This window comes from uncultured Alteromonas sp. (assembly GCF_963976965.1).
In the GTDB taxonomy this organism is placed as follows: domain Bacteria; phylum Pseudomonadota; class Gammaproteobacteria; order Enterobacterales; family Alteromonadaceae; genus Alteromonas; species Alteromonas naphthalenivorans.
In genome coordinates this window covers 36083-61425 of the sequence record NZ_CAXBMP010000005.1, presented here as the reverse complement: position 1 = coordinate 61425, position 25343 = coordinate 36083, and the positions used below count along the sequence as shown (strand labels likewise).

The 25343-nt window shown below is 44.0% G+C and carries 21 protein-coding genes; 17 read left to right on the top strand and 4 right to left on the bottom strand.

Annotation, left to right across the window (positions count from 1 at the left end; all coding sequences use genetic code 11):
* The first annotated feature begins 78 nt into the window (after positions 1–78).
* The 6 genes from AAC006_RS05725 (at position 79) to ilvN (ending at position 7909) form a co-directional block, all read left to right on the top strand.
* Positions 79–2553 (top strand): TonB-dependent receptor, encoded by a 2475-nt coding sequence (locus tag AAC006_RS05725; RefSeq protein WP_339890889.1) that lies wholly within the window; start codon positions 79–81, stop codon positions 2551–2553.
* A gap of 139 nt (positions 2554–2692) precedes the next feature.
* A complete protein-coding gene (locus tag AAC006_RS05720; protein WP_339890887.1) occupies positions 2693–4279 on the top strand; it encodes a sulfotransferase in 1587 nt (528 codons plus the stop codon).
* Positions 4280–4355: 76 nt separating this feature from the next.
* Positions 4356–4850, top strand: coding sequence for a DUF4442 domain-containing protein (locus tag AAC006_RS05715; RefSeq protein WP_013785620.1), 495 nt, complete (start codon positions 4356–4358; stop codon positions 4848–4850).
* A gap of 260 nt (positions 4851–5110) precedes the next feature.
* Positions 5111–5491 (top strand): DUF413 domain-containing protein, encoded by a 381-nt coding sequence (locus tag AAC006_RS05710; RefSeq protein WP_129736096.1) that lies wholly within the window; start codon positions 5111–5113, stop codon positions 5489–5491.
* A 202-nt stretch (positions 5492–5693) separates the two neighbouring features.
* Complete coding sequence (locus tag AAC006_RS05705) at positions 5694–7412, top strand: acetolactate synthase 3 large subunit (RefSeq protein WP_013785618.1); 1719 nt, start codon at positions 5694–5696, stop codon at positions 7410–7412.
* A complete protein-coding gene (gene ilvN / locus AAC006_RS05700; protein WP_013785617.1) occupies positions 7412–7909 on the top strand; it encodes an acetolactate synthase small subunit in 498 nt (165 codons plus the stop codon). The genes AAC006_RS05705 and ilvN overlap by 1 nt, the downstream gene beginning before the upstream one ends.
* A 71-nt stretch (positions 7910–7980) precedes the next feature.
* Here ilvN and AAC006_RS05695 read toward each other — a convergent pair whose 3' ends face one another.
* The gene (locus AAC006_RS05695) at positions 7981–8940 is read right to left on the bottom strand and encodes a hypothetical protein (protein WP_126872916.1); all 960 of its coding nucleotides are present in this window, start codon (positions 8938–8940) and stop codon (positions 7981–7983) included.
* A 179-nt stretch (positions 8941–9119) separates the two neighbouring features.
* Here AAC006_RS05695 and tatA point away from each other — a divergent pair, with 179 nt between their 5' ends.
* Genes tatA through hemB form a run of 7 tightly spaced genes read left to right on the top strand, consistent with a single transcriptional unit; the run spans position 9120 to position 14664 of the window.
* The gene (gene tatA, locus AAC006_RS05690; RefSeq protein ID WP_013785615.1) at positions 9120–9359 is read left to right on the top strand and encodes a Sec-independent protein translocase subunit TatA; all 240 of its coding nucleotides are present in this window, start codon (positions 9120–9122) and stop codon (positions 9357–9359) included.
* Complete coding sequence (gene tatB / locus AAC006_RS05685) at positions 9359–9658, top strand: Sec-independent protein translocase protein TatB (protein ID WP_013785614.1); 300 nt, start codon at positions 9359–9361, stop codon at positions 9656–9658. Before tatA ends, tatB begins: the two co-directional genes overlap by 1 nt.
* Positions 9659–10414 carry a twin-arginine translocase subunit TatC gene (tatC, locus tag AAC006_RS05680; RefSeq protein WP_013785613.1) on the top strand — a complete coding sequence of 252 codons (756 nt, stop codon included), beginning with the start codon at positions 9659–9661 and terminating at the stop codon, positions 10412–10414.
* A gap of 26 nt (positions 10415–10440) precedes the next feature.
* Positions 10441–10974 (top strand): hypothetical protein, encoded by a 534-nt coding sequence (locus AAC006_RS05675; protein WP_126872915.1) that lies wholly within the window; start codon positions 10441–10443, stop codon positions 10972–10974.
* Position 10975: 1 nt separating this feature from the next.
* Positions 10976–11755, top strand: a complete 780-nt coding sequence (locus AAC006_RS05670) for a TatD family hydrolase (RefSeq protein ID WP_126872914.1) — start codon at positions 10976–10978, stop codon at positions 11753–11755.
* A gap of 5 nt (positions 11756–11760) precedes the next feature.
* Positions 11761–13662: a diguanylate cyclase gene (locus AAC006_RS05665; RefSeq protein WP_185864171.1), complete on the top strand. Its 1902-nt coding sequence runs from the start codon at positions 11761–11763 to the stop codon at positions 13660–13662.
* A gap of 3 nt (positions 13663–13665) precedes the next feature.
* Positions 13666–14664, top strand: a complete 999-nt coding sequence (gene hemB / locus AAC006_RS05660; protein ID WP_126872912.1) for a porphobilinogen synthase — start codon at positions 13666–13668, stop codon at positions 14662–14664.
* A gap of 164 nt (positions 14665–14828) precedes the next feature.
* Here hemB and AAC006_RS05655 read toward each other — a convergent pair whose 3' ends face one another.
* Both AAC006_RS05655 and rhlB read right to left on the bottom strand, forming a co-directional pair.
* Entirely contained in the window at positions 14829–16340 is a 1512-nt protein-coding gene (locus AAC006_RS05655; RefSeq protein ID WP_339890941.1) for a guanosine-5'-triphosphate,3'-diphosphate pyrophosphatase, read from the bottom strand.
* 13 nt (positions 16341–16353) lie between these two features.
* On the bottom strand, positions 16354–17661 hold the full coding sequence (rhlB, locus tag AAC006_RS05650; RefSeq protein ID WP_126872911.1) for an ATP-dependent RNA helicase RhlB: 1308 nt from the start codon (positions 17659–17661) through the stop codon (positions 16354–16356).
* A 99-nt stretch (positions 17662–17760) separates the two neighbouring features.
* On the opposite strand from rhlB, the gene trxA reads away from it, so the two are divergent.
* The 4 genes from trxA (at position 17761) to AAC006_RS05630 (ending at position 23971) form a co-directional block, all read left to right on the top strand.
* Positions 17761–18087, top strand: coding sequence for a thioredoxin TrxA (gene trxA, locus AAC006_RS05645; protein WP_013785606.1), 327 nt, complete (start codon positions 17761–17763; stop codon positions 18085–18087).
* A gap of 279 nt (positions 18088–18366) precedes the next feature.
* Positions 18367–19632 carry a transcription termination factor Rho gene (gene rho, locus AAC006_RS05640; RefSeq protein ID WP_013785605.1) on the top strand — a complete coding sequence of 422 codons (1266 nt, stop codon included), beginning with the start codon at positions 18367–18369 and terminating at the stop codon, positions 19630–19632.
* Positions 19633–19843: 211 nt separating this feature from the next.
* Positions 19844–21133: an amidohydrolase gene (locus AAC006_RS05635; protein WP_126872910.1), complete on the top strand. Its 1290-nt coding sequence runs from the start codon at positions 19844–19846 to the stop codon at positions 21131–21133.
* Positions 21134–21160: 27 nt separating this feature from the next.
* Complete coding sequence (locus AAC006_RS05630) at positions 21161–23971, top strand: ATP-binding protein (RefSeq protein WP_126872909.1); 2811 nt, start codon at positions 21161–21163, stop codon at positions 23969–23971.
* Here AAC006_RS05630 and nhaA read toward each other — a convergent pair.
* A complete protein-coding gene (gene nhaA / locus AAC006_RS05625; protein WP_013785602.1) occupies positions 23933–25210 on the bottom strand; it encodes a Na+/H+ antiporter NhaA in 1278 nt (425 codons plus the stop codon). The genes AAC006_RS05630 and nhaA overlap by 39 nt on opposite strands.
* Positions 25211–25343: the final 133 nt, after the last annotated feature.

The window sequence follows — 25343 nt, the reverse complement described above, 5'->3', positions numbered from 1 at the left end:
CTGAAAACACTGATGCACGTACCCAACAATAAAATTAACGGGTACTAGATAGAAGCCCCGCCAGGAGAAAACACAAGCATGCACTATAAAGGCAGCACCTTCGGGTACTCTTTGGTTGCCGGCGCTGTATTTACTGCTTTAAGTAGCAGTGCAGTTGTCGCCCAGGAAGTTACTGTAGATGAAAAACAAGTAGAAACAATTGAAGTTACTGCAACCCGCCGAAGCGGCACTTTGCAGGAAGTTCCAATTAATATCTCCGCCATAACATCGGACGTGTTGGCCCAACAAAATATTGAAGACCTTGACTCAGTAGCTCGCTGGGTACCAGGCTTGACCGTCACCGATCAGGGTGGTCGAAACGATTCTCCTATTATCGTGCGAGGCTTAAATACAAACTCATCTGGCCCAGGTTCAGATGGTGGTACGGTAGCTACTTATTTTGGTGAAATTCCGCTTTTTCTTAACATGCGTTTACTTGATGTAGATCGTGTTGAAGTTCTCATTGGGCCGCAAGGCACCTTATATGGTGCTGGTACGCTTGGTGGTGCCATTCGCTATATTCCAAAAGCAGTAGATCTAGATTTTACTACTGCTGAAATTACCGGTGACGTGTTCACTATGGAAGAAAGTGATTCATTAGGTGGCGAAGGAAGTTTCGTATTCAACGCGCCTATTATTGAAGGTGAATTGGGTGTTCGTGCATCACTTAATTACTTCAATAATCCGGGGTTTATTGATTACAATTACGTTGTGCAAGAAGGTGGTGTTTCACTGCCCGATCCTGATTGGACCGACAGCACGGCTATTAGCGAAAACTTACGCCAAGTAGAAGATGCTAACGGTGAAGACACGCTAACCGGTCGCGTAGCAGTTCGTTGGTTACCCACCGACACCATTGACGCTACGCTTACTTATTTTTTCCAAACACAAGACGTAGAAGGCCGTTCAATCAGCCACTACAATGCGTTGTCTGATGAAAACGGGTTAAGTGCGTTAGTCGGTAAATACGAGTCGGCTTATCGTTACGAAGAGCCTCGTGAGAAAGAAGATTCATTATTAAGCTTAGAAGTAAAAGCCGATCTTGGTTTTGCTGAATTGGTGTCTGCTACGGGCTATTCGAAGTTCGAATCAGACGGTCAACGAGACCAAACTGACCTGCTTATTCGCTTAGACTACAGTTACGAAGAATTCCCGGCGTTTTCTTCTTACACGGAAGAGCTAACAGAGCGCTCTACGCTGACGCAAGAAGTGCGCTTAGTGTCGCTAGACGATGGTCCACTATCGTGGATTGTGGGTGGATTCTATTACGACACTGACAGTGAAGGCACCAGCAAAGAATTCACGCCTAATTACGATGTTTACTTGATTGAAGTGGCGGGCGTTGAAGGTAACTATCGCCCAGATGGGCTTGAGTATTTTTCAGCTGACGAAGTGGAAGTAACCGAAATGGCACTATTCGGTGAACTAACGTACGAAATTAGTGATAAATGGGATGCTACCATCGGTTTACGAGCTTATGAGTATGAAGTTGATGCTCGCTCGGGAGTGGACTTCCCGCTAGCCAATTCAGTTTTCGGTGGCGAGCCTTCGGACGCTATCAACTTGGAACTGACAGAAGCTCCTGTGGAAGAAGATAATGGAACTCTGTTTAAACTAAATACAAGCTATAAATTCACTTCTGATACCATGGCTTATGCGACGATTAGCGAAGGTTTTCGAGTTGGTGGCGCTAATGGTGCACCAGCGTGCCCAGACGATGTTGATGACTTAAATAACCAAATAGTATGTGCGTTGCCAGAAGAGCAAACTTATAGTGCAGATACCACGACTAACTACGAGCTGGGAATAAAAACTAACTTCTTTAATAACAAGCTTCAAGTTAACACCGCTCTGTTCTACGTAGATTGGGACGATCCTCAAGTACAAGGAGCTACCGTAAATGGCCAGCAACCCATTACCGTTAATGCAGAAGGTGCAGCTTCTAAAGGTGCAGAGTTATCGTTGCGTGGTCGCGCAAACGACTACTTAACCATGTATGCCACGTATGCTCATACGAAAGCAGAGCTAACCGCTGATACGCCGTTTTTGTTTACTGCCCAAGGTGAAGAAGGTAGTGAACTACAGGATTTTTACGACGGTAAAGATGGCGATCGTTTGCCAGGTTCAGCCGAGCATCAATTTTCATTTGGTATGACATACAGCCAAGAAGTGTTTGGCGATAAGATGTTAGACGTGAACTATGGTATCACTGCACAAAGTGATGTTTATACTACGGTGGGTTTACGCCAGGACGGTGAAGCGTTACCCGGTTACGCTATTAGTAACTTGAATGCGCGAATTTCATCTGAAACGTGGTCCGTAACCTTGTACATCGACAACTTGTTCGACAAGTATGCGTTTGTGTCTACACGACGTACTGTGAGCGATATTGGTGAAGGTTTATATGATAGTGTGCTTCAACCAAATGGTACTGAATTAAGTCGTAACTATGGCCATTACATACTTACGCCACGTACAGTAGGTCTGAAGTTCAACTACAAGTTTGATATGTAGTAGTATTACCAATAGTACTTAATAAGGCACTCCATGGAGTGCCTTTTTTTCAGGTTTATGATTATTAACGTTAGCAATAAATAGCAACGAAAAAACAATTACCACAAACAGTATCGACGAACCGCTATGACATACAAAAATGATAGATAAACAACAGCTTTTCGATGTGGCTTCCACAGCCATTAGCAAAAGGGACTATACGTCAGCACACAAAGCCTGCGTGCATGTTATTCAGACTTTTGGTGATGACCCCCATGCTTATTTTCTTCTGGGTATCATCCATATCGAAATAGGACAAATTAACAAAGCGGTTAAGTTGTTAGAAAAGTCGAATGGTTTAGAAACCAGAGCGCTTACTTATGCCTATTTAGCCAAATGCTTTGCACTGATTGGCGATCTTAACCTTGCCCAAGCCGCCGCTAAACACGCCCCACCAACGTCACTTACCCGAGCGCTTGATTTAGATACCGTTGGGGTAGCGTTAAGCAGAGTAGGCGATCACGAAGGGGCACTTTCTTACTTCAAGCGTGCGTTATCAATTAATAATGACAATCCACAGTTTCATTATAACTATGGCGTCAGTAGTAAGTTCGCCGGTAGTTTTACTCAAGCCAGAGACCACTTCGAGCAAGCTATTTCACTGAATCCCAATTTTTATCAGGCGCATTTTGCGCTGTCTGATTTAGGGGGGATCACAGCTGAGAAAAATCATATCAATCGTTTGCTGGACGCATCACGCACGTGTGAAAATCATGTCGAAGGACGACTACATATTGGCCATGCACTAGCAAAAGAATATGAAGCATTAGGGCAATACGATGAGGCTTTTGAAGCACTACAGCACGCCAAATCGCCTAAGCAGAAGGCTAGTCAAGACGCCTTGGCTGATTATGAAATTTTATTCGATTATCTACAGCAGCAGGCGAATAGCCCGTGTGGAAGCGCTAATAAGAACTTGATTAAAAGTATTCAAGCACATGGCGCCCAAGACAGCTCGCCAATTTTTGTAATAGGTATGCCCCGCTCTGGCACTACCTTGGTAGAGCGTATTTTAAGCCACCATAGTCAAGTGGCTTCAGGCGGTGAACTGCAAGATTTTGGGGTGGCAGTAAAATCGCTGGCCAACACGTCCTCACAACATGTACTTGATTTAGACACCCTAAAAGCAGCGGAAAACCTTAATATGCAAGAAATTGGAGAGTGCTACCTAGCGCGAACCGCGTATCTTAAGCAAGACGGGCAACGTCTAGTCGACAAGCTGCCGTTTAATTTCTTTTATGTTGATCTTATTCGTCGTGCTTTACCGAATGCCAAAATCATTTGCTTGATGCGTGACCCTATGGATACCTGTGTGGGCAATTATCGCCAACTATTTTCTATTCATAGCCCTTACTACGCTTATGCTTATGATTTGAATGTCGTCGGGCGTTTTTACTTACGATTTAAAAAGGTAATGGAAGCGTGGGCGCAGAAATTTCCTGACAACGTGTATATCCAACCTTATGAAGCATTGGCGGTAAACCCTAATGAAGAAGTCCCCAAGTTACTTTCGTTTTGTAATTTAAGTTGGGAAGAGCAGTGTCTACATGTAGAGCGGAACACCTTGCCAGTATCTACCGCGAGTAAAGTTCAAGTTCGAGAAGCGATTAATACCCGTTCGATTGGTCGCTGGAGACATTATGAAGCACACACGCTTACCCTCCAAAAATTGTTAGGGTATTGTTAAAACTACTTGCATCCTTTGCGGTGGCAGCATAACCTCACTGGTCTAACCAGAAGAAGTGTATTTCAGAGAGAAAATTATGTCCGTACCAAACCCGTTGCGCAACTTTGCGAAAAAAGCCAATACCTATCCAACTTGGCTACGTCAACGCATGCTGACGTGGATGTTCCGCTACAAAGTGAAACTAACGGGCACGGTCAGTATCGATATTCTGGAAACCGATTTAAAGTCGGTAACGTTTCGCCAAAAAAACTACAAGAAAGCGCAAAACCATATTGGCAGTGTGCATGCGGCTGCAATGGCATTGCTAGCGGAGTCTTCTACGGGCTTCGTAGTTGGGGTTAACTTACCTGGCGACAAACTACCGCTTATCAAAGAAATGAATTTTAAATATGTGAAGCGCGCACAGGGTGATATGCATGCAGTAGCGCACCTTACCGATGAACAAATAGCGTTAATGCAAACTCAAGAGAAAGGCGAAGTTACGGTAGCGGTTAAAGTAACCGATGCTCAAGGTATCGAGCCGGTTTTGTGTGAAATGATTTGGGCTTGGGTGCCTAAAAGCAGAAAGTAGTACCTGTATTTAAAAAATAGGCCGAGTACTCACGATTACCATGTGTGCGTTGCCTGTGTAACGCGCATGTTCTATCTAAGCATTTTACAGTTTTATTAAGTTTTCTCTTATCTCGTTTTTCAGTTTGACAGCATTCTTAATCCCAACTATCTAATTATCAGTGTAATGAGCCAAGCGACACAGATGCGCGGCTAATGGGTCCTCATCGGCGCACGATGGGGAGTATGATAATAGCTATAAAGGCTGAGATAAGGGGTCATATGACAACGTTATCCAGAGAGAAACTGATTAACCGTCCGTTTGCAGATAAAAAGCACTACCCATATGGCTTCGCTCGCTCCGGTGACTTTTCAATTTCTGAAAGCAAGTTATTGCAAGCCCATGGTAGTTTGTTTGCAGCCTTAGTAGATGGCAAGATTGAACCTAGTTCTGATGTTGAAATTAACTATCTTAATGCTGCGTTAGGGCAATGTGAGCCACAAACACCTCAGGCAAAAGCTTGGGTCAAATATCAAACCCGAATCAACCGGCCCAAAGCGGCCAGTATTTATGGTTCAAAGCGAGTAGTAACCGAAGATACAGACGATACTGTCGAAATAGATGACGATAATGACCTTGAAATAAATATAGATGACGATTAATTGTTAAATTATTGTGAAGCTCATCCTAATATTAGCTATTAATTTCATCGCATCAAAAGATTCATCCTAATTATCTTGAATATTGGGATATATATCTCACTTTTGTGCGGTTTGGTGTTTTATCTTCCTACTTCCTTCGTTATAGTCCGCTCATCGTCAACATTCGCTGACAATACACCAAACCGATACAGGAGAGAGAACTGTGAAAATGATGTCGGGCGCTGCCATGGTGGTAGAAGCGCTAAAAGATGTAGGAGTAACACATGTGTTCGGCTACCCAGGTGGTGCCGTACTAGACATTTATGACGCTTTATATGCGCAAGAAGATGTCGAACATGTCCTCGTGCGTCATGAACAGGCAGCCGCTCATATGGCGGATGGTTATGCACGTTCAACTGGCAAAACCGGCACAGTCCTCGTCACTTCAGGCCCTGGCGCAACCAATACCATCACCGGTATTGCTACCGCTTATATGGATTCAATTCCAATGGTTGTATTGTCTGGGCAAGTACCTTCAATGCATATTGGTGAAGATGCCTTCCAAGAAACTGATATGGTAGGGTGTTCTCGTCCAATCGTAAAACACAGCTTTCTAGTAAAGCGCGCGGTAGATATTCCAGAAGCCATTGCGAAAGCGTATTACATTGCAAATACGGGTCGCCCTGGCCCAGTGGTAGTCGATTTACCAAAAGACATTGTTAATGTTGCTGAAGATCACCCTTACGTGTTCCCAACCGATGTGACAATGCGTTCGTATAACCCAACCGAGCGTGGGCATACAAAGCAAATTAAGAAAGCCGTCGCTTCTTTGGTAAAAGCCGAACGTCCAGTACTTTATGTTGGTGGTGGCGCGGTTACATCTGAAGCGTCGTCACGAGTTATCGAATTAGCTGAAAAGTTAAATGCACCAGTTACCTGTACGTTAATGGGGCTAGGTGCCATGCCAGGCACACACGAGCAGTTCGTGGGTATGCTAGGTATGCACGGCACACTTGAAGCAAACAAAACCATGCATAATGCTGATTGCATTATTGCCTTGGGTGCACGTTTCGATGATCGCGTTACTAACAACGTAGCGAAATTCTGTCCGCATGCCGATATTATTCATGTGGATATCGACCCGGCGTCTATCTCTAAAACCATTAACGCGCATATTCCGGTAGTTGGCTCAGTCGATAAAGTACTCGACCAAATTTTAGAACAGCTTGTTAATAAAGACTTGTCTGGTCAAAAAGAGAAGTTAGCGGATTGGTGGCAACAAATTACCCAGTGGCGCTCTCGTGAATGTTTGAACTACGAGCAAGGCGATACGGTAATTAAGCCACAGCAAGTTATCCAGTCCATTTACAAGCACACCAATGGTGAAGCTTATGTAAGTTCTGATGTTGGTCAACATCAAATGTTCGCTGCCTTATATTATCCATTTGATAAACCTCGCCAGTGGATTAACTCAGGTGGCTTAGGCACCATGGGCTTTGGTTTACCTGCAGCGATGGGCGTACAGTTTGCACACCCTGAGTCTACCTCGGTAGTGGTAACGGGTGACGGTAGTATTCAAATGAATATTCAGGAACTATCTACCTGTTTGCAGTACAACTTGCCGATTAAAATCATTACCTTGAACAACCGCGCATTAGGCATGGTTCGTCAGTGGCAAGATATGATTTACAAAGGTCGTCACTCGCATTCCTATATGGACTCAATGCCAGATTTTGTGAAGCTTGCAGAGTCTTATGGCCATGTAGGTATCAAAGTAGATAAATTAGATGAATTAGATGCAGCGATGGAGAAATGTTTCAGTCTTAAAGACCGCCTTGTGTTTATGGACATAGCGGTAGATCAGAACGAGCACGTATATCCAATGCAAATTAAGTTTGGCGCTATGGATGATATGCGCTTAAGTAAGACGGAGCGTACCTAATGAAACGTATAATTTCTGTATTAATGGAAAACGCACCTGGCGCGTTATCTCGTATCGTAGGTGTTTTTTCACAGCGTGGTTACAACGTAGACTCTCTTTGTGTAGCCCCTACTGACGATGGCAGCTTATCTCGCCTTACCATCATTACCCATGGTGATGATAAAGTCATTGAGCAGATTACTAAGCAAGTGAATAAGCTTATTGATGTGCTTAAAGTGGTGGATTTAACTGAAGGCACTCATATTGAGCGTGAGTTGATGCTAATTAAAGTGGCGACTCGCACTGAATCAGTACGTGCTGAAGTAAAGCGCAATAGTGATATTTTCCGTGGGCGCATCTTAGATGTTCATGCGAATAACTACACCATTGAAATTACGGGCACTACCGACAAACTAGACGCTTTTGCGGCTACCATGGCCCAATGTGCGGAAGTGATTGAATCATCACGCACAGGCGTGTGTGGTTTAGCAAGAGGCGAGCGCGCGTTACGCCCTTAACGGGTGAAAATTAACGTGCAAAGCGAAGCACATAAAGCGCCAAAGAAATGAAAAAGGGCGAGTAACGAGAGTTACTCGCCTTTTCCGTAATAAGCTTCTAAGCGAAGTGCCATACCATAAGACGGCGAGAAGTCCTCACTTCGAAGCCATAATACAAATGGTTCTACCTCGAAATAAAGCCATTCTCTTATTGGATTGCTGCGCCAACGTAAACCTGTGTACACCTCTTCTACTTGATAGGTAGGTTTATTCAAGCCTTCCACCATAAAGCTATAAACCAAAGCATTGTGGTTGTTGATAGGGTACAAGTGTTGTATCTCGTGTCGCCACAACCAGTCGTTGCTATTGTCTCGAAAATAAAAGCGGTTGTTTAACCGAGTGACGTTGTTGTTACTACTAACATGCTGGATAGAGGTGCCTAACTCTGCGCCAAATTGATCCCGCGTGTATTGATATATTTCAGTGTCGTAAAGCATGGCCCAATGGGAGTTAAATGCATAGGCATCACGGTAACGAGCTTTTACATAGAGCTGATCCCGTCTTCCTGCACCAACACGAAATGAATAGTGAGAGTTTATATTGGGGCGAAACCGCAGCGAAATGGTCGTATTGTCTTGTCTTCCCAGTGAGGGAGAACGCGCCGCTTTTATCGTATCGCTTTGGGTTTCATCTTCGTTGTCACTTAATAGCAAGTCTACGCGATTTTCGAGGTGGGGGAGTGAAACACGAATACGAAAACGAAGATCGGTTTCTGCGATATCTCTGGTTCTAGGCTCCCAGCTAAGTTGAATTCTCCCTTCTGCTTTCGCCTTTCCTTTGGCTTGTGAACCATCGGAGAACAAGCCATCGAACTTACTTACGGTAAAGTCCATAGAGTCGGTGAAGCTGCGTTGCCACACATCAAACCATTGCATAGGCTGGTGAGGTTCAACATTGTTTTGTGCATTATTCACTACCTCATGGGTAGGAATAGGCTGGTTATCACTCTGGTCAGTAAGCAATAAACACAATGAGACTGCTAAACACAACATAACAACCCAAACTCCCTCTAACGATTACTCGGTGAAATGATATCCGTATCAGTTAATTACCATCAGGATGCTTGTTGTGATAATAAACGTCAACGATTATTCATCCACGTAAATATTCACGTGAAAGCTAGCGCTTTGGGTGGCATACTGTCCTTACTGTTGTATCGGAGATTATTTTTATGGGCGGTATTGGAATCTGGCAGTTACTCATTATCTTAGTAATTGTAGTTTTACTTTTTGGCACAAAACGTTTGAAAGGGATTGGCACCGACTTAGGTGGCGCAATCAAAGGCTTCAAAAAAGCAGTAACTGAAAACGAACAAGATGCCGATTTCGAGCAGAAGAAGCAGGTAGAAGACAATGATACTGCTGACACTGTTTCAACGAAAACGCAGAGCGACGTTAAAGAAAAATCCTGATGTTTGACATTGGCTTTTGGGAGCTATTGGTAATTGGTGTGATGGCCTTGTTGATACTAGGTCCAGAACGTTTGCCAGGTGCCATGCGGTCCACCATTAACACTATTCGAAGTGTACGAAATACAGCAACGGGCTTTAAGCAAGAAGTTGAGCATCAGTTGCGCGTGCACGAATTACACGAAAACCTGAAGAAAGCTGAGCAGCAAGGCTTGAAAGATCTCTCGCCAGAGCTTGAACAAAGTGTTGATGAGCTTAAAAAAGCGGCTGAGTCGGTTCAGGAACCATATAAAAAACAGTAAATGTCTGACGCAAACAATTTAATATCTCATTTAATTGAGCTTCGTAGCCGCATCCTAAAAGCACTGTTAAGTGTGCTGGTGGTATTTTTGTGTTTGGCGTACTTTTCGCAAGACCTCTATCAATGGCTCGCGTTGCCGTTGCTGGATTCTATGCCAGAAAACGCTAGCATGATTGCTACCGATGTTGCCTCACCTTTTTTCGCACCGTTTAAACTTACGCTGGTGTTGTCATTCTTTATCGCTATTCCCTATGTACTTTACCAAGTATGGGGCTTTGTTGCGCCGGGGCTTTATCGTAACGAGAAAAAGCTTGTTGCGCCGCTTCTACTCTCAAGTACTTTATTGTTCTATGCGGGCATGGCCTTTGCGTATTTTGTGGTATTTCCTATCGCATTTGCGTTCTTTAATAGTGTGGCACCAGAAGGTGTTACGGTCAGTACCGACATCTCTAGTTATCTTAATTTTGTATTGAAACTCTTCTTTGCTTTTGGGGTCTCATTTGAAATTCCCATTGCCATTATCTTACTGTGCTGGACAGGGGTAACCGATGCAAAGTCACTTCGAGCAAAACGCCCCTATGTAGTAGTTGGTGCGTTCGTGGTGGGCATGTTACTTACGCCACCAGATATTATTTCTCAAACGCTCTTAGCTATTCCTATGTGGATACTGTTTGAAATAGGTGTCGTGGTAGGCAGTTTGTATGCGGGTAAAGGCCGCCGGAATAGCGACGAAGAAACTGGCACTGAAATCGAATAACAATTAAGTAGAACAAAGGATTTACTATGAACAAACGTGCATTATTACTACTAGTAAGTGTGCTCCCTTTTAGTGCCTTTTTAGCACAAGCGGAAACCGTAGGCGAGGCACTAGCTAAGTGCAGCGAGACTAAGAATAGCCTTCAACGTTTAGTGTGTTATGACCGCGTAGAAAAGCAAGTAAACCGCCTCTCAGGTACTCAGGCGGGTATACCCGCAGCAATACCTAGCAATACACCGACTGTTGCCTCTGAACGTCGCCGCGAAGCACCGGTAACCAAAACCCCAGCGCCTAAAGACGAACAGTTTGGTTTAGAGCACAAAGTAAAAACCGAAACCTTAGCCGACACATTCGCAGGTAAGGTAACTAAGATTAAGAAAACCGCTCGGGGTAAGCTCATTTTAACCTTTGATAACGGTTCGGTTTGGCAGCAAACTACAGATACCACGTTGAAAGTAAAAGAGGGTGAAACCGTGCTCATTGAGCGTGGATTATTAGGTGCTTTCTATTTGAAAAAAGAAGGGCTTAACAAACGCATGAAAGTAAAACGTGTAAAATAATATGCCCTGGTTTGACGCTGGCGTTAATCTATTAGATCGCAGATTTAATCCTCAAGAGATTATTTCAAATGCTCTGGACGCCGGTGTTTCCAAGCTGTGTATCATTACCACTCACCCTAATGAGTGGGATGCGGCAGCAGCACTTCATCAGCAGTTCCCGCAGATATGCAGCTATACCTTAGGCATACACCCCCATAATGCTAAAGATGTCGTTGATAGTGATTACGCGCGATTAAGAAGCATGGCAAAAGAGCCTGGCGTAGTGGCAGTGGGCGAGTGTGGCTTAGATTTTAATCGCAACTTTTCTCCCCAAGATGTTCAAATAAGTGTGTTCGAGGCCCAATTAGCGTTGGCGGTAGAATTGAACTTGCCAGTGTATCTTCACGAGCGAGATGCGTTTGAACAACAAGTGTCCTGTCTGCAAAAGGTGCTGCCGTCTCTTAGCGGCGGTATTGCCCATTGTTTTACAGGCGATACCAAGCAGCTTACTACGTATTTAGACATGGGGCTGTATATTGGCATTACCGGCTGGGCATGCGATGAAAAGCGCGGAGAAGCCCTTCGTAGCGCCATTCCAACCATTCCCTTAGAACGTATCATTTTAGAAACTGATGCCCCTTACTTATTCCCCAAAACCCTACGTCCAAGAAAACGTAACAACGAGCCTGCGCTATTACCCCATATTGGTGAACAAATTAGCGAACTAATGCAGGTTGCCCCTGATAAATTGCGAGATAGCAGTTATGCTAATACTTGTCGTTTATTTTGTATCAGTGATTAATGGTAATGCACATAAATCGTCAAGAGGTTCGCAATTACGATCTTTATCTCTTCATTATTACCGTTATTGCGGTATCGATTTTTGCGTTTGTTGCACTGAGTGTAGTACCCGAGCGAACCACAAATAGCCGAATTTCTCAGTTAGCCTTTATTAGCGATCCCGAGGAGCGGTTAACTTTTGAAACAGTACTTGATAACACCGCGGATAACTCCCCAGAACGGTGGACGCCAACGCTGTCGCCAGTTAATTTAGGAATGAGCAGCGACGTACATTGGTTTTCTTTTGTTGTCACGCCTGATAGTTCCCTCGCAGTAAGTTACCTTTTCGAGATTGACTATGCTTTGCTAGATAGTGTGGAAGTTGCGGTTTACCCGCCGTCATCAAGTTCACCCGTTGTGCGTTACCACGCGGGAGATAACCTCGCCTTTGATGTACGTCCCATCGCAAATAATACGCCGCTATTTTCCTTGCCCTTAAGTGCTAAACCGCAAACCGTAGTGGTTCGCGTTGAATCTAGCGGCACTATTCGCATGCCCATCGCGGTATGGGAAGAAAAAGAATTTATAGAATACGCAGCAAGCCAAAATCTAGCGTTAGGGCTGTTTTTCGGCTTCTTATGTGCCATGGCCATAAGCAATATTTTCTTATTTTTTACTACCAAAAATCGCTCGTTTTTATTCTATACCGGCTATGCACTGAGCTTAGGCTTAACCTTGGCTTCATTGCAGGGGTTGGGGTATGCCTATTTATGGCCTGAACAGGTATGGTTGCAGGGTAAGGCGGTACTCATTTTTGGTAATGCGACGATTTTGTTTGCCGTACTGTTTTCCCGGCATTTACTGCCTATTGCTGAATTTAGCCCTTTGGTCGATAAAATTTCCAAGGTAGCAGCGTGGGCATTTGGGATCTGTATATTAACGAGTACATTGCTGCCTTACCCATTCGCGATAAAGCTGTATTTAGTTATGTTGACGATAATTGTGTTTGTAGCAATGTACACAGGTGGTTGGCTATCTTTTAAAGGCGTGGCGATTGCTCGATATTTCTCTGTGGCGTGGCTATTTTTATTGGTTAGCGGCTTTGTTGTTAGCCTAGATAGCGTGAATATAATTAATTTAGGTATTTCTACGAGTTATTTACTTATTATCGCTGGCACCGTCGAAACAGTGATTTTAGCCCTTATTTTGGCAATTAATTATAGCCACAGTTACGATGAACTCATTACCACGCAAGCGTTTGCCCTTGAACAAGAGCAGCAGGCGAGTAAGGCAAAAGAAGATTTACTAGCAGTGCAAAAGCGTTACCAAGATGACTTAGAATACAAAGTTGAAGAGCGAACGTTAGAGCTTGAAATTACCTTGCGTGAGCTGTCTGAAGTTAACCAAGAATTAGAGCGCCTAACGGCAATCGATCCGCTTACTGGTATTAATAATCGTCGTCACTTTGATAAAAAGTTAAAATCAGAAGGCAGAAGGAGTCGACGCGAGCAAACACCTTTGTCTATTGCAGTCATTGATATTGACCATTTTAAACGTATTAATGATAAGTACGGACATGCTGGCGGAGATGCTTGTCTTATCCATATAACAGGTATTATTCAAAGTATGCTGCTTCGTTTATCCGATGATTTATGTCGAATAGGCGGGGAGGAATTTGCGCTTATTCTCCCGAATACCGACAGCGATGGCGCCTATCATGTGGTAGAAGCGATTCGCGATCGTATCGAAAAATCTCCCATCACGTTCGATGGAGAAGCAATACAACTAACCATAAGTGCAGGGCTGGCCACCAGTGTTATCACGGATGAAGATCATGCTGCAGCGTTGCTTCGGTTGGCTGATGAGCAGCTTTATGCTGCGAAAGAATCAGGACGAAACAAAGTACTCTTTAAACCGATTTCAGGATAATTTATGAATGCTTCATTCCCGGCTCGTCGTATGCGACGCCTTCGTGCCAAAGATGCACTGCGAGATTTAGTTGCCGAGCAACATCTTACTACCAACGATCTTATTTACCCTGTATTCGTTCTTCCTGGCACTGGCCAGCGTGAAGAAGTGCCTTCAATGCCAGGGGTAGAGCGTCTATCTATCGATTTATTATTAGAAGAAACGGCAAAATGGGTAGCGCTTGGTATTCGTACGCTAGCCCTGTTTCCTGTTACTCCTATGTCACTTAAAACTGAGTGTGCCAAAGAAGCGTTTAATCCAGATGGCCTTGCACAAACGGCTATGCGTGCATTAAAAGCACATTTTCCTGATGTGATGTTAATGTCAGATATCGCATTAGACCCCTTTACGTCTCACGGGCAAGATGGCTTGGTGGATGAGGCCGGTTACGTGATGAATGATGTGACTATCGATGTGTTAGTCAAACAAGCATTGTCACATGCAGAAGCAGGCGCAGATATTGTGGCACCTTCTGACATGATGGATGGACGTATTGGGGTTATTCGTGATGCACTTGAACGCGAGGGGTTTATTAACACCTGCATTATGGCGTATTCAGCAAAATACGCATCTGCTTATTATGGACCATTTCGCGACGCTGTCGGCTCTTCAGCGAACATAAAAGGCGGTGATAAGAAAACCTATCAAATGGATCCTGCTAACAGCGACGAAGCCATACACGAAATTGCCTTAGACGTGCAAGAAGGTGCTGATATGGTGATGGTGAAGCCAGGTATGCCCTATTTAGACATTGTGCGCCGTTGCAAAGACGAGTTAAAGGTACCTACCTTTGCGTATCAAGTCAGCGGCGAATATGCCATGCATCAAGCGGCATTTGCGAATGGTTGGCTAAACGAAGAGGCGGTAATTCTAGAATCTTTATTGGCTTTCAAACGCGCTGGCGCAGACGGCATTCTTACTTACTTCGCCCCTAAAGCGGCAGCACTTCTCGCTGGCAACTAGCGCAGCGACCGAAAAGCAAAGAGAAAAGCGAATAGAGAAATAAAGAGAAAAGCGAATAGAGAAATAAAGAGAAAAGCATATAGGCCAATAGGCCAGTTGCTAAAAAAAAGGGATGCGACTTAATGTCGCATCCCTTTTTTATTCTTGGTTCTTTATTGCACCGGCTATTTACAGACGAGTTCCCAGCCTGCTTTGTGCTGTAACCAGCTTTCATTGGCCAATTCAGCGTTAATCAACGGGTGAGCTTTCAGCCAGCCATCAGGGAAGGAGATTTCCCATTTATCACCCTCGCAGACTAAGTCTACATGGGGAATATGCTTGTTTTGTCTTCGTAAACACAGCACCACAGAAATACGTAATAGCCTAAGCAAACCCTGTAACATAGGTTGAGAGTCATCATGGTAATTGCTAAAAGCATCAGTGGGGATGGTTAAACGATGATGGGCAACAAGGTCGCGAATAGCCGCTCGCTGCAAGCGTGTGAAGCCTGGCAAGTCAATAAAAGACAGAATGTAAGCGCCATGCTCATGATGCTTTTTATACTCTATATGCAAGCCGGTTTCATGAAGAAGTGCCGCTGCACCTAAAATAGCTTCGGTATCAAGGTGACAAATATTTTGCTGTGAACATAACTGTGAACACAGCTGGGTTGCTACACTTTTAACTGAATTCGCTTGTGCTTTATCGATATGGTAACGCGCCATCGTCTGGTTTAGCGTTTGATCGCGACGGTCATTCTCCTGCATGTTATCTAACATGCCATAAATAAGCCCTTCACGAAGGGCGCCACCAGAAATATTCATATTTTGAATGGCTAAGGCTTCGAATAAACTAATTAAAATGGCTAAGCCAGAAGGAAAAATGGCCTTGCGATTTTCTTCTAAACCTTTAATGTTAAGCTGGTTAATTTCACCACATTCAACACATTGTTTTTCTAGGTGATAAAGGTAATCTAGTCGTATTGAATCGCTAATGCCTTGCGCCACCAGTATTTCAGTGATGGCCTGTGGAGTACCAGAGGCACCTAAGCAATTTTCCCAATCAAAACAAAGAAAGGCGTCCGCTTCGGGTAAAAGTAATGCTTTCGCCGCTTGCTTGGCATTTTCGAAGTTTTCAGCAGTGACTTTTCCGCCATCAAAATAGCGTTCCATAAAGGTCACGCAGCCCATATCTAAACTTTTTAAGTGGATGGGTTGCATGTCGTTGCCAATAACAATTTCAGTACTGGCACCGCCTATATCTATCACTAAGCTATTACCTTGATTCGCAGAGGTATAGGCTACGCCAAGATAAATCTGGCGCGCTTCTTCTTCACCGCTTATCACGTTGAGCTTATGCTTGAGAATTTGTTCGGCTTTCCCAATAAACACTTGGGCGTTAGTCGCAAGGCGTAAGGTAGCGGTAGCCACTACCTTAATATTTGAGGGAGGAATATCTTGTAACCGTTCGGAAAAGGTTTGCAGGCACTGCCAACCACGCTCCATGCTCATTTCATCTAGTGCAAAGTCGTCATTCAACCCTGCCGCTAAACGTACTTTCTGTTTCACCTTACCAATGATCTGAACGCTACCATTAACTACGTGAACAATGACCATGTGAAAGCTATTAGAGCCTAAGTCTACAGCGGCGTAATACTCGCCATAGCTTTCAGAGTCGTGTTGAAGTTCTGCCTGCATATTGTCTCGAATGTTAGTTACTATTTCCGCGGTTAGACGGCTTACCTCTATTTCCACCACTGTTGCCACGACCTTTACCGTTGCCGCGTCGAGACGAGTTTCTCGTGTTTGGTGTGCGTCTGCGTCTTGGTTTAGGCGCATTTACATCATCAAGCAAAGCACTCGCATCGTAATCAGTAACAGGAATAGCATGTTGAATATATTTTTCAATATCTGGCAAGTTCATCGCGTATTTTTCGCACGCAAAACTTATTGCTATTCCACTTTGACCAGCGCGACCGGTTCGACCAATTCGGTGAACGTAGTCTTCTGCATCATCAGGTAAGTCATAGTTAAACACATGGGTGACAGAATCAATATGTAAGCCACGTGCGGCAACATCCGTAGCCACTAAAATGTCTAGCTTACCTTTGGTAAAGTCTTCCAAAATACCCAAGCGTTTTTTCTGTGGTACATCGCCGCTTAACAAGCCCACACGGTGGCCATCGGCGGTAAGCCAGTCGGTCACGCGCTCACAACTGTATTTGGTGTTAGCAAACACAATAGCTTTATCTGGCCATTCTTCTTCAAATAGCGAAAGAAGCAGCAGCATCTTGTCATCATCTGAAGGGTAGAACAGCTCTTGCGAGACCCGTGTCGCCGTCGTTTGCTCTGGCGCAACTTGAACGTGAGTTGGGTTGTTCATGTGTTCGTAAGCGAGTTCTTGAACGCGATAACTAAGTGTAGCTGAAAACAGCATGCTTAGGCGTTCAGTAGCAGGCGGTAGGCGACGGAACAAAAAGCGGATATCTTTAATAAAGCCTAAATCGAACATGCGATCGGCTTCATCAAGTACGGCAACTTGAATATTATTCAAGGTAAACACGTTCTGTTTATAATAATCCAGAATGCGTCCTGTCGTACCAATAATGATATCTACCCCTTCTTCTAGGGTTTCCCGTTGACTTTGGTAACCTTCGCCCCCATAAATCAATCCAAGCGATAAACCGGTATGCTCACTGAGCAGTTTGGCATCGTTGAAAATCTGAACGGCTAACTCTCTCGTCGGTGCCATTATGATGGCTCGAGGTCCTTTTGATTTGCTGTTCTCGTCATTATCTGCTTTGCTTAGCAAATAGTGAAAAGTAGCAACCAAGAAGGCAATAGTTTTACCTGTACCCGTTTGAGCTTGTCCGGCAATATCTAAGCCTTCAAGCAACGGAGGCAGAGATAACGCCTGTATTGGTGTACAATTATTAAAATTTGCCGCCGTTAAGGCGTCAACAACCTTGCTATTAATCGGCAGGTCGGAAAAATGAGTATCAGTTAAGTGAGTAGGCATAGCTTATAGCTTATCAGTGCTTGCATTAAAAACGGTTTCTATATAACACTTATGGTAGAGCTGAAACAAATCAGCGACCGACCAAAAATGGAGAAAAGAATGAGCGACAAAATTATCCAGTTATCTGACGATAAATTCGAAGCAGATGTTATCAATGCTGAAGGTCCTGTACTGGTTGACTTTTGGGCCGAATGGTGTGGCCCCTGTAAAATGATCGCGCCAATCTTAGAAGAAGTTGCGAACGAGTTTGAAGGCAAGTTAACAGTTGGCAAGTTGAATGTCGATGAAAATAACGAAACTCCACCTAAATATGGTATTCGTGGTATTCCTACATTACTACTTTTCAAAAACGGTAACGTGGCGGCAACGAAAGTAGGTGCGTTATCTAAAACTCAGTTAGCTGAGTTCTTAAACGAAAACCTTTAGTAAAATAGAGTAGTACAGAAAAAACCGGTGGCCGAGCTACCGGTTTTTTATTTTCACGTGAAAATAAGTAGTTACAACGCCTACAACAGTGTGAATACAAGTTATTTAACAATTGACGAGTAAAACGCTGGACGTTGATTAATTTTAGTGCTAACTTTTCCTTAGCGCTCACCCGAGCAGCATTCTGCTTAGCCTCTATTCAGGCATAATCAAATCAAAAATTAGAACAGAGTGACTACCAGTCCTGTAAGCAAACCCCAAGCACAAAGACCCACCAGTATGAATTTAACAGAATTAAAGAACAAACCGATTAGCGAATTAGTCGCCATGTCCGAAGAAATGGGCCTGGAAAATATGGCTCGCGCTAGAAAACAAGACATCATATTCTCGATACTGAAATCGCATGCGAAAGGCGGCGAAGATATTTTCGGTGACGGGGTTCTGGAAATTTTACAGGACGGTTTTGGTTTCTTGCGGTCAGCAGACTCTTCGTATTTAGCAGGGCCTGATGATATTTACGTATCACCAAGCCAAATTCGTCGATTTAACTTACGAACCGGCGACACTATCGCAGGAAAAATTCGTCCTCCGAAAGACAGTGAGCGTTATTTCGCATTACTTAAAATTCGTGAAGTAAACTTTGATAAACCAGAGAACTCACGAAACAAAATTTTATTTGAAAACCTCACACCTTTACACGCAAACGATCGCTTGCGTATGGAGCGTGGTAATGGCTCAACCGAAGATATCACGGCTCGTGTACTTGATTTAGCGTCGCCAATCGGAAGAGGTCAGCGTGGTCTTATTGTTGCGCCGCCAAAGGCAGGTAAAACATTACTACTGCAAAATATTGCCCAGTCTATCGCAGCCAATCACCCAGAATGTGAATTGATGGTATTGCTTATCGACGAACGTCCAGAAGAAGTAACAGAAATGCATCGCCTGGTACAAGGTGAAGTGGTTGCTTCAACGTTCGATGAACCTGCAAGCCGTCACGTTCAGGTAGCTGAAATGGTTATCGAAAAAGCGAAGCGCCTGGTTGAGCACAAAAAAGATGTGGTTATCTTACTTGACTCAATTACTCGTTTGGCACGTGCTTACAACACGGTTATCCCATCATCAGGTAAAGTACTTACCGGTGGTGTTGATGCCAATGCACTGCATAAGCCTAAGCGTTTCTTTGGTGCTGCACGTAACGTTGAAGAAGGTGGTAGCTTAACTATTATCGCTACAGCGCTTATCGATACTGGCTCTAAAATGGATGAAGTTATCTATGAAGAGTTTAAAGGTACCGGTAACATGGAATTACACTTAAATCGTAAGATTGCTGAAAAGCGTGTATTCCCAGCTATCGACTTCAACCGTTCAGGTACCCGTCGTGAAGAGCTATTAACGTCACAAGAAGAACTACAGAAAATGTGGATCTTACGCAAAATTGTGCACGAGATGTCAGAGATTGATGCCATAGAGTTCCTTATTAATAAGCTCGCTATGACTAAGACTAACGATGAGTTCTTCAACGCAATGAAGCGTCAAAAGAGCTAACCCGTTTTTATAGAAAAAGCGCCTAAGGGCGCTTTTTTTGTGTCCGAATTTCACTACCCACTTAATCGAAATAATTCTTATTATACTTCTGTCTAATGTTCACTGCCCATTAAATAGGTTAGTTTTAAAAGTCACACCGCAATTGGTACTCGTATTTTTTAGCTACCAGATAGTTTATTCTGGCGTTTTACTCTACAACGGAATAGATGTTATGTATCGAAAGTTAATCTCGCTCGCAATGGCAAGTTGTGCCACTTTTGCCTTTGCACAAGTCGATGTTGATGCATTGGCTACGGAAGTAGAAACAGACGTTATTGAATGGCGCCACCACTTTCACGAATTCCCTGAGCTTTCTAATCGCGAATTTAACACCGCAAAATACGTAGCTAACTACCTAACATCGCTAGGCCTAGAAGTTGAAACGGGTGTGGCCAGCACTGGCGTAGTTGCAATACTCGATAGCGGCAAACCAGGCCCTGTAGTTGCACTTCGTGCAGATATGGACGGCTTACCGGTTAAAGAACAGGGTGATTTGTCCTACCGTTCTACGCAAATGGGTGAATATAACGGCCAAGAAGTGCCTGTTATGCATGCATGTGGGCACGATACGCACATGGCCATGCTAATGGGGGCGGCAAAAATACTGACCAGTATTAAAGGCGAACTTAAAGGTAAAGTGAAGTTTATCTTTCAACCTGCTGAAGAAGGCGCCCCTGCTGGTGAAACCGGCGGTGCTGAAGTCATGGTTAAACAAGGGGTACTTAAAAACCCTGATGTAGACGTTATCTTCGGGTTACATATTAGTTCGAACACTGATGTAGGCACAGTGCGCTACAATTCTGGTGGCACCATGGCTGCGGTAGACCCGTTCAAAATTGTTATTCATGGTAAGCAAGCCCATGGCGCATACCCGTGGAAAAGTGTCGACCCAGTGGTCACTGCGGCGCAAATGATCATGTCTATTCAAACCATTGTTAGTCGTGAACTTAAGCTTATTGACGATGCAGCAGTGGTTTCTATTGGCTCAATTCATGGTGGAAACCGCTCTAACATCATTCCCAATGAAGTAGAGATGGTAGGCACCATTCGCACACTAAATAAAGCGGCCCGTGAACATATTTACGAATCGCTTCCGCGAAAAGTGAACGCTATCGCCGAGAGCATGGGCGCAAAAGCGGAACTTACGCTTCCTTTAGATTACTACTACCCCATTACCTATAACGATCCCGCACTTACGCAAGCCATGGTACCAACCATGCAACGCACCGCAGGGGCTGAAAATGCTATCGTTTCAAAGCCGGTTACCGGTGCTGAAGACTTTTCCTTTTTCCAAGAAAAAGTACCAGGTTTGTACGTTTGGGTAGGTGGTAAGCCTCTAGATGTTTCCGAGCAAGATAGCCCTGCTCACCACACACCTGAATTTTACGTAGACGATTCGGGTATGAAGTTAGGCGTGAAACTACTGACTAACTTTACGTTAGATTACATGGCGCAACATTAATCATGGTGATGCCAGTGGGGGGCGTTGTTGTACGATAAACATCGGTGGTCGTTATCTCTGGTATTACACCTGTTACTTGTAGTGGTTGTGGGTATTGCATTAAATGCAGTGCCTGCGCCATTTGATAGCAGCGGTATCGCTGTATTCGGGGTAGGGGTTGGCGTATACGCCGCACTACGGTTCCCTCCTATAGTCGCAATTCCTATTGCGTTAATTATCTGCGTCCCCTTATGGCTAACTCACGGCAGTATTGTGGGTAAAGAAAGCCTGTCTTTACTGCCTATCGTAGTAAGTTTATTTGGATATAAAAAATCCCTGAGCCGAGTCATTAAAGTTGGTGCTGGTTTTTGGTCACTTATTTTCCTCCCCATTTTATTATTAGAGCACGCGCTTTACGAAGCCGACCAGCCAACGATGATGTTTTCTGGCGTGCTTGTTACTTGGGTAAGTGGCGTGTTTGGGCTTATCTCTGGGCATTTTGTCTTTCTAGCGAATAAAGGGCTTAAACACACTAATACAGGTTCAAAAGAAAAAGTTTCACTGCATTTCCTGTTCAGTTATTTCTTCTCAGGTTGTTTTTTTGCCGCCTCCATGGCGGTGGTGTATTTATCTGTGGCACTTTATCAAGACGATCAAGAAGCACAAATTATTCGCTACATGCAACAACGTGTCGCGGTATTAGAGCAACAACTATCCGATTTTATTGGGCAACACCAAAAAGCGATAGCGGTTGCCTCGCAGTCACTTTCTACGCCCTATGCAATTGAAAAATTAGAAGAGGCTAGCAACAATCAACTTTCAGTTTTAGCCGCGCACTATCCTGAATTCATCACTTTCTTAGTGGCTGATGAAAGTGGGAATATAACCCATTCCTACCCACCTGGGCTGCTAAATAAAGCACAGGTAGCTGGGGCTGCAAATGTGGCTTATCGGCCTTATTTTTCTCAGGCAATGGAAATGGGCGGGCCGTATCTTTCTAACGTTTTCCAAGGCCAAGGGTTTGGAAACGACGCCATTGTCGCCATGTCTTCACCTATTATTAATGAGTATGGCGTACCTGTTGGTATCGTGGAGGGCTCATTATCTTTACGCAGCTTCTCTTCAGTAGATGCCCTTAATCTCGATGGGTTTTCGCTTTTGCTCGAAGATGCAAAGGGCGAGGTTATTTACGCATCATCAGAGCTAGGCTTAAAACCACTGAACAAAGCACCTTCGTATTTGTGCGAAGGTGAGTGTGATATAAAAATTGAAGACGGACCGCTCAATAAGGAGTGGTTGAGGCTGCAAGGTCAGCTGCCTACTGCAAATTGGCAGGTTAGCTATTACTACGATTATCGACGTTTGTTGTCGGTAATGAGTGAGTATTTGTTGACTGATTTATTGTTGCTACTTGTCTTGTCTGTATTTGGTACATTTATGGGCTCTGTGGTGGCACGAATGATTGAGTCTCCTATTCGCGGGCTTATACGTTATATTGCCAATTTTACGCCCTCAGAAGTGCGTAGAGAGCCTAACTTGGTGGGGAGTACGTTGCATATACAGGAACTCGCTTCACTTAATGACGAGTTCAGCAGCTTAGAAGGGCGCCTAGTTGATGCATTTAAAGCCCTTGAATTTGCCCGCGTTAAAGAACAAACGTTGAACGTAGAGCTTGCTGAGTTTAACCATAGCTTAGAAAATAAGATAGAAGAGAAAACGCGACATTTAGCTAAGGCGCTCGAAGAAGCAAAAGCGGCGAGCGTGGCTAAAACCCAATTCTTAGCCAATATGAGCCATGAAATACGTACCCCAATGAACGGCATTATTGGATCGTGTGAATTAATGATGGAATTACCCTTACCTAGCGGGGCACGGCATAGAACGGAAACGATTTCGACTTCTGCCAGCCGCCTATTAATGATCCTTGATAGCATCTTAGATTGGTCAAAAATTGAATCTGGTAAAATGTTGCTAGATAAGCGTAGTATTTCCGTCGCGCAAACTATCGATGCATGTAGTGTGCTATATGAGCGAAGTGCTAGTAAGAAGGGCATTTCGATTAACGTTAATATTGATGAAAGTGTGCCAAAAGCGGTCATTACTGATGGTGGTAAGCTTAGTCAAATCATTAATAACCTGGTCAGTAATGCAATTAAGTTTACTCACCAAGGCATCATTTTGGTTGAGGCCAAGTACAGACAGGGCGAGCTCTCTTGTTCGGTTACTGATTCGGGCATTGGCATATCTGCACAAAAAGTAGAGAGTATATTCGACCAATTTGAACAGGCTGATGCCACTATAACCCGAGATTATGGTGGAACTGGATTGGGCTTAGCCATCACAAAAGGCTTAGTGGAGCTACTTGGTGGCAGTATTTCAGTTGATAGCAATGAAGGCACGGGAACCACGTTTTGTTTTAGTTTTCCGTGTGAGAAAGGCGAAGCGCAAGAAGCTTCCTCCAATTTAAAAGTACAGTCTTTACCAAGTACATTACGGGTATTGCTTGCTGAAGACAACGATGTAAATGCCGATATTGTAATGGATATGCTTGGCTCTGTTGGCGTTAAGCGCTTCAGGGCTAAAAACGGTATGGAAGCGATTGAAGCCGCAAAGCGTCATGCGTTTGATGTCATTTTGATGGATTACCAAATGCCCGTTATGGACGGGCTGACTGCCTCGAAACACATTCGCCAACAAGCTAAAAATAAAGACAAAGTAATCATTATCGCACTAACGGCAAATGCTTATGCAGATGATAAAGCGGCATGTTTAGCCGCGGGTATGAATGCACATTTAAGCAAGCCAATTAGGAAGCAGGTATTAATCGACAGTATTGCCCGTGAGCTTGCTCGCGTTTGAGGCTATCTTACCTTCATTGTTAACCGGTTTATTGCCTACGAAATACAATACAATGTAACCCAAGATTGCTGATACAACTGACCCGGCCAAAATACCTACTCGCTCATCAAAAATCTGATTAATACCGGTTTCTTCAAAAGCCAAACCACCAATAAATAAGCTCATGGTAAAGCCCACACCACACAGCAGTGCACACCCGTAAATATGTTTTAAGTTAAGGTCATCAGGCAAGGTCGCTAGCTTGAGTTTAATCATCAGATAACAAAAACCAAATACACCAACCTGCTTACCGAGTACTAGGCCTAAAAATATGCCAAAAGTAACGGGGTGGAAAATACCCTCGGGGCTAATATTACCGAAGCTTATTCCTGCATTAGCGAAAGCAAAAAGGGGTAAAATGGCGAAACTTACCGTGCTATTCAAGCTATGTTCTAAGCGCGTAACCGGTGAATAGGTTTCATCCCTACTATCTCGCATAGGGATAAAAGCCGCTAATATCACACCTGCTAGCGTAGCATGCACCCCAGATTTGAGCATGGCTACCCACAATATAATACCTACCATCATATAGGCGGGAATATCCACTACATTTCGTCTGTTCATTTGCCACAACAGCAGTAAGCACGCCGCTGCCACTAACAGCGCCCCCATAGTGATGTGGTTAGTATAGAAAAGCGCAATTATCACAATAGCGCCAATATCATCAATAATGGCTAAGGTGACTAAGAAAATCTTAAGGCTAGTGGGTACTCGACTTCCTAATAACGCCAAAATACCCAATGCAAAGGCAATATCGGTTGCCGCTGGAATTGCCCAACCGGCAATGGCCACAGGGTTATCCCAGTTAATGCCTACGTAAATCAGAGCAGGTAAAAGCATGCCACCAATCGCACCGGTGGCAGGTAAAACAATGTCTTTAGGGTTTGATAGCTCGCCTTCACATATTTCACGTTTTAGCTCTAACCCAACATGAAAGAAGAAAACGGCCATAAAGCCGTCGTTAATCCATAACAATAAGGGTTTATCAATTGCCCACGTGCCCGCTGAAATTTGCACTGGAAGGCTAATTAATTGGTCGTATAGGTGATTAAGAGGGGAGTTAGCAATGATAAGTGCCAGTACAGTAGCAATCATCAGTAAAATGCCAGGCGCGGCTTCTCGATTGAGAAAATCTGATACTACAACCTGTACTTCTTTAATCGCGTCATCAATTACGTCTGTTTGATGTGCTTTCGACATTATCGATACCTCCGTTTACCTTAGCCTTATGAAGGCCCACAACCAGCCAAGTGAAAAAGGTAGTCATAAAGAATACCAAGTGGCACTGGAAGGATTAACTATTTGTAATTATATAGGGGTTTTACGAAAATGA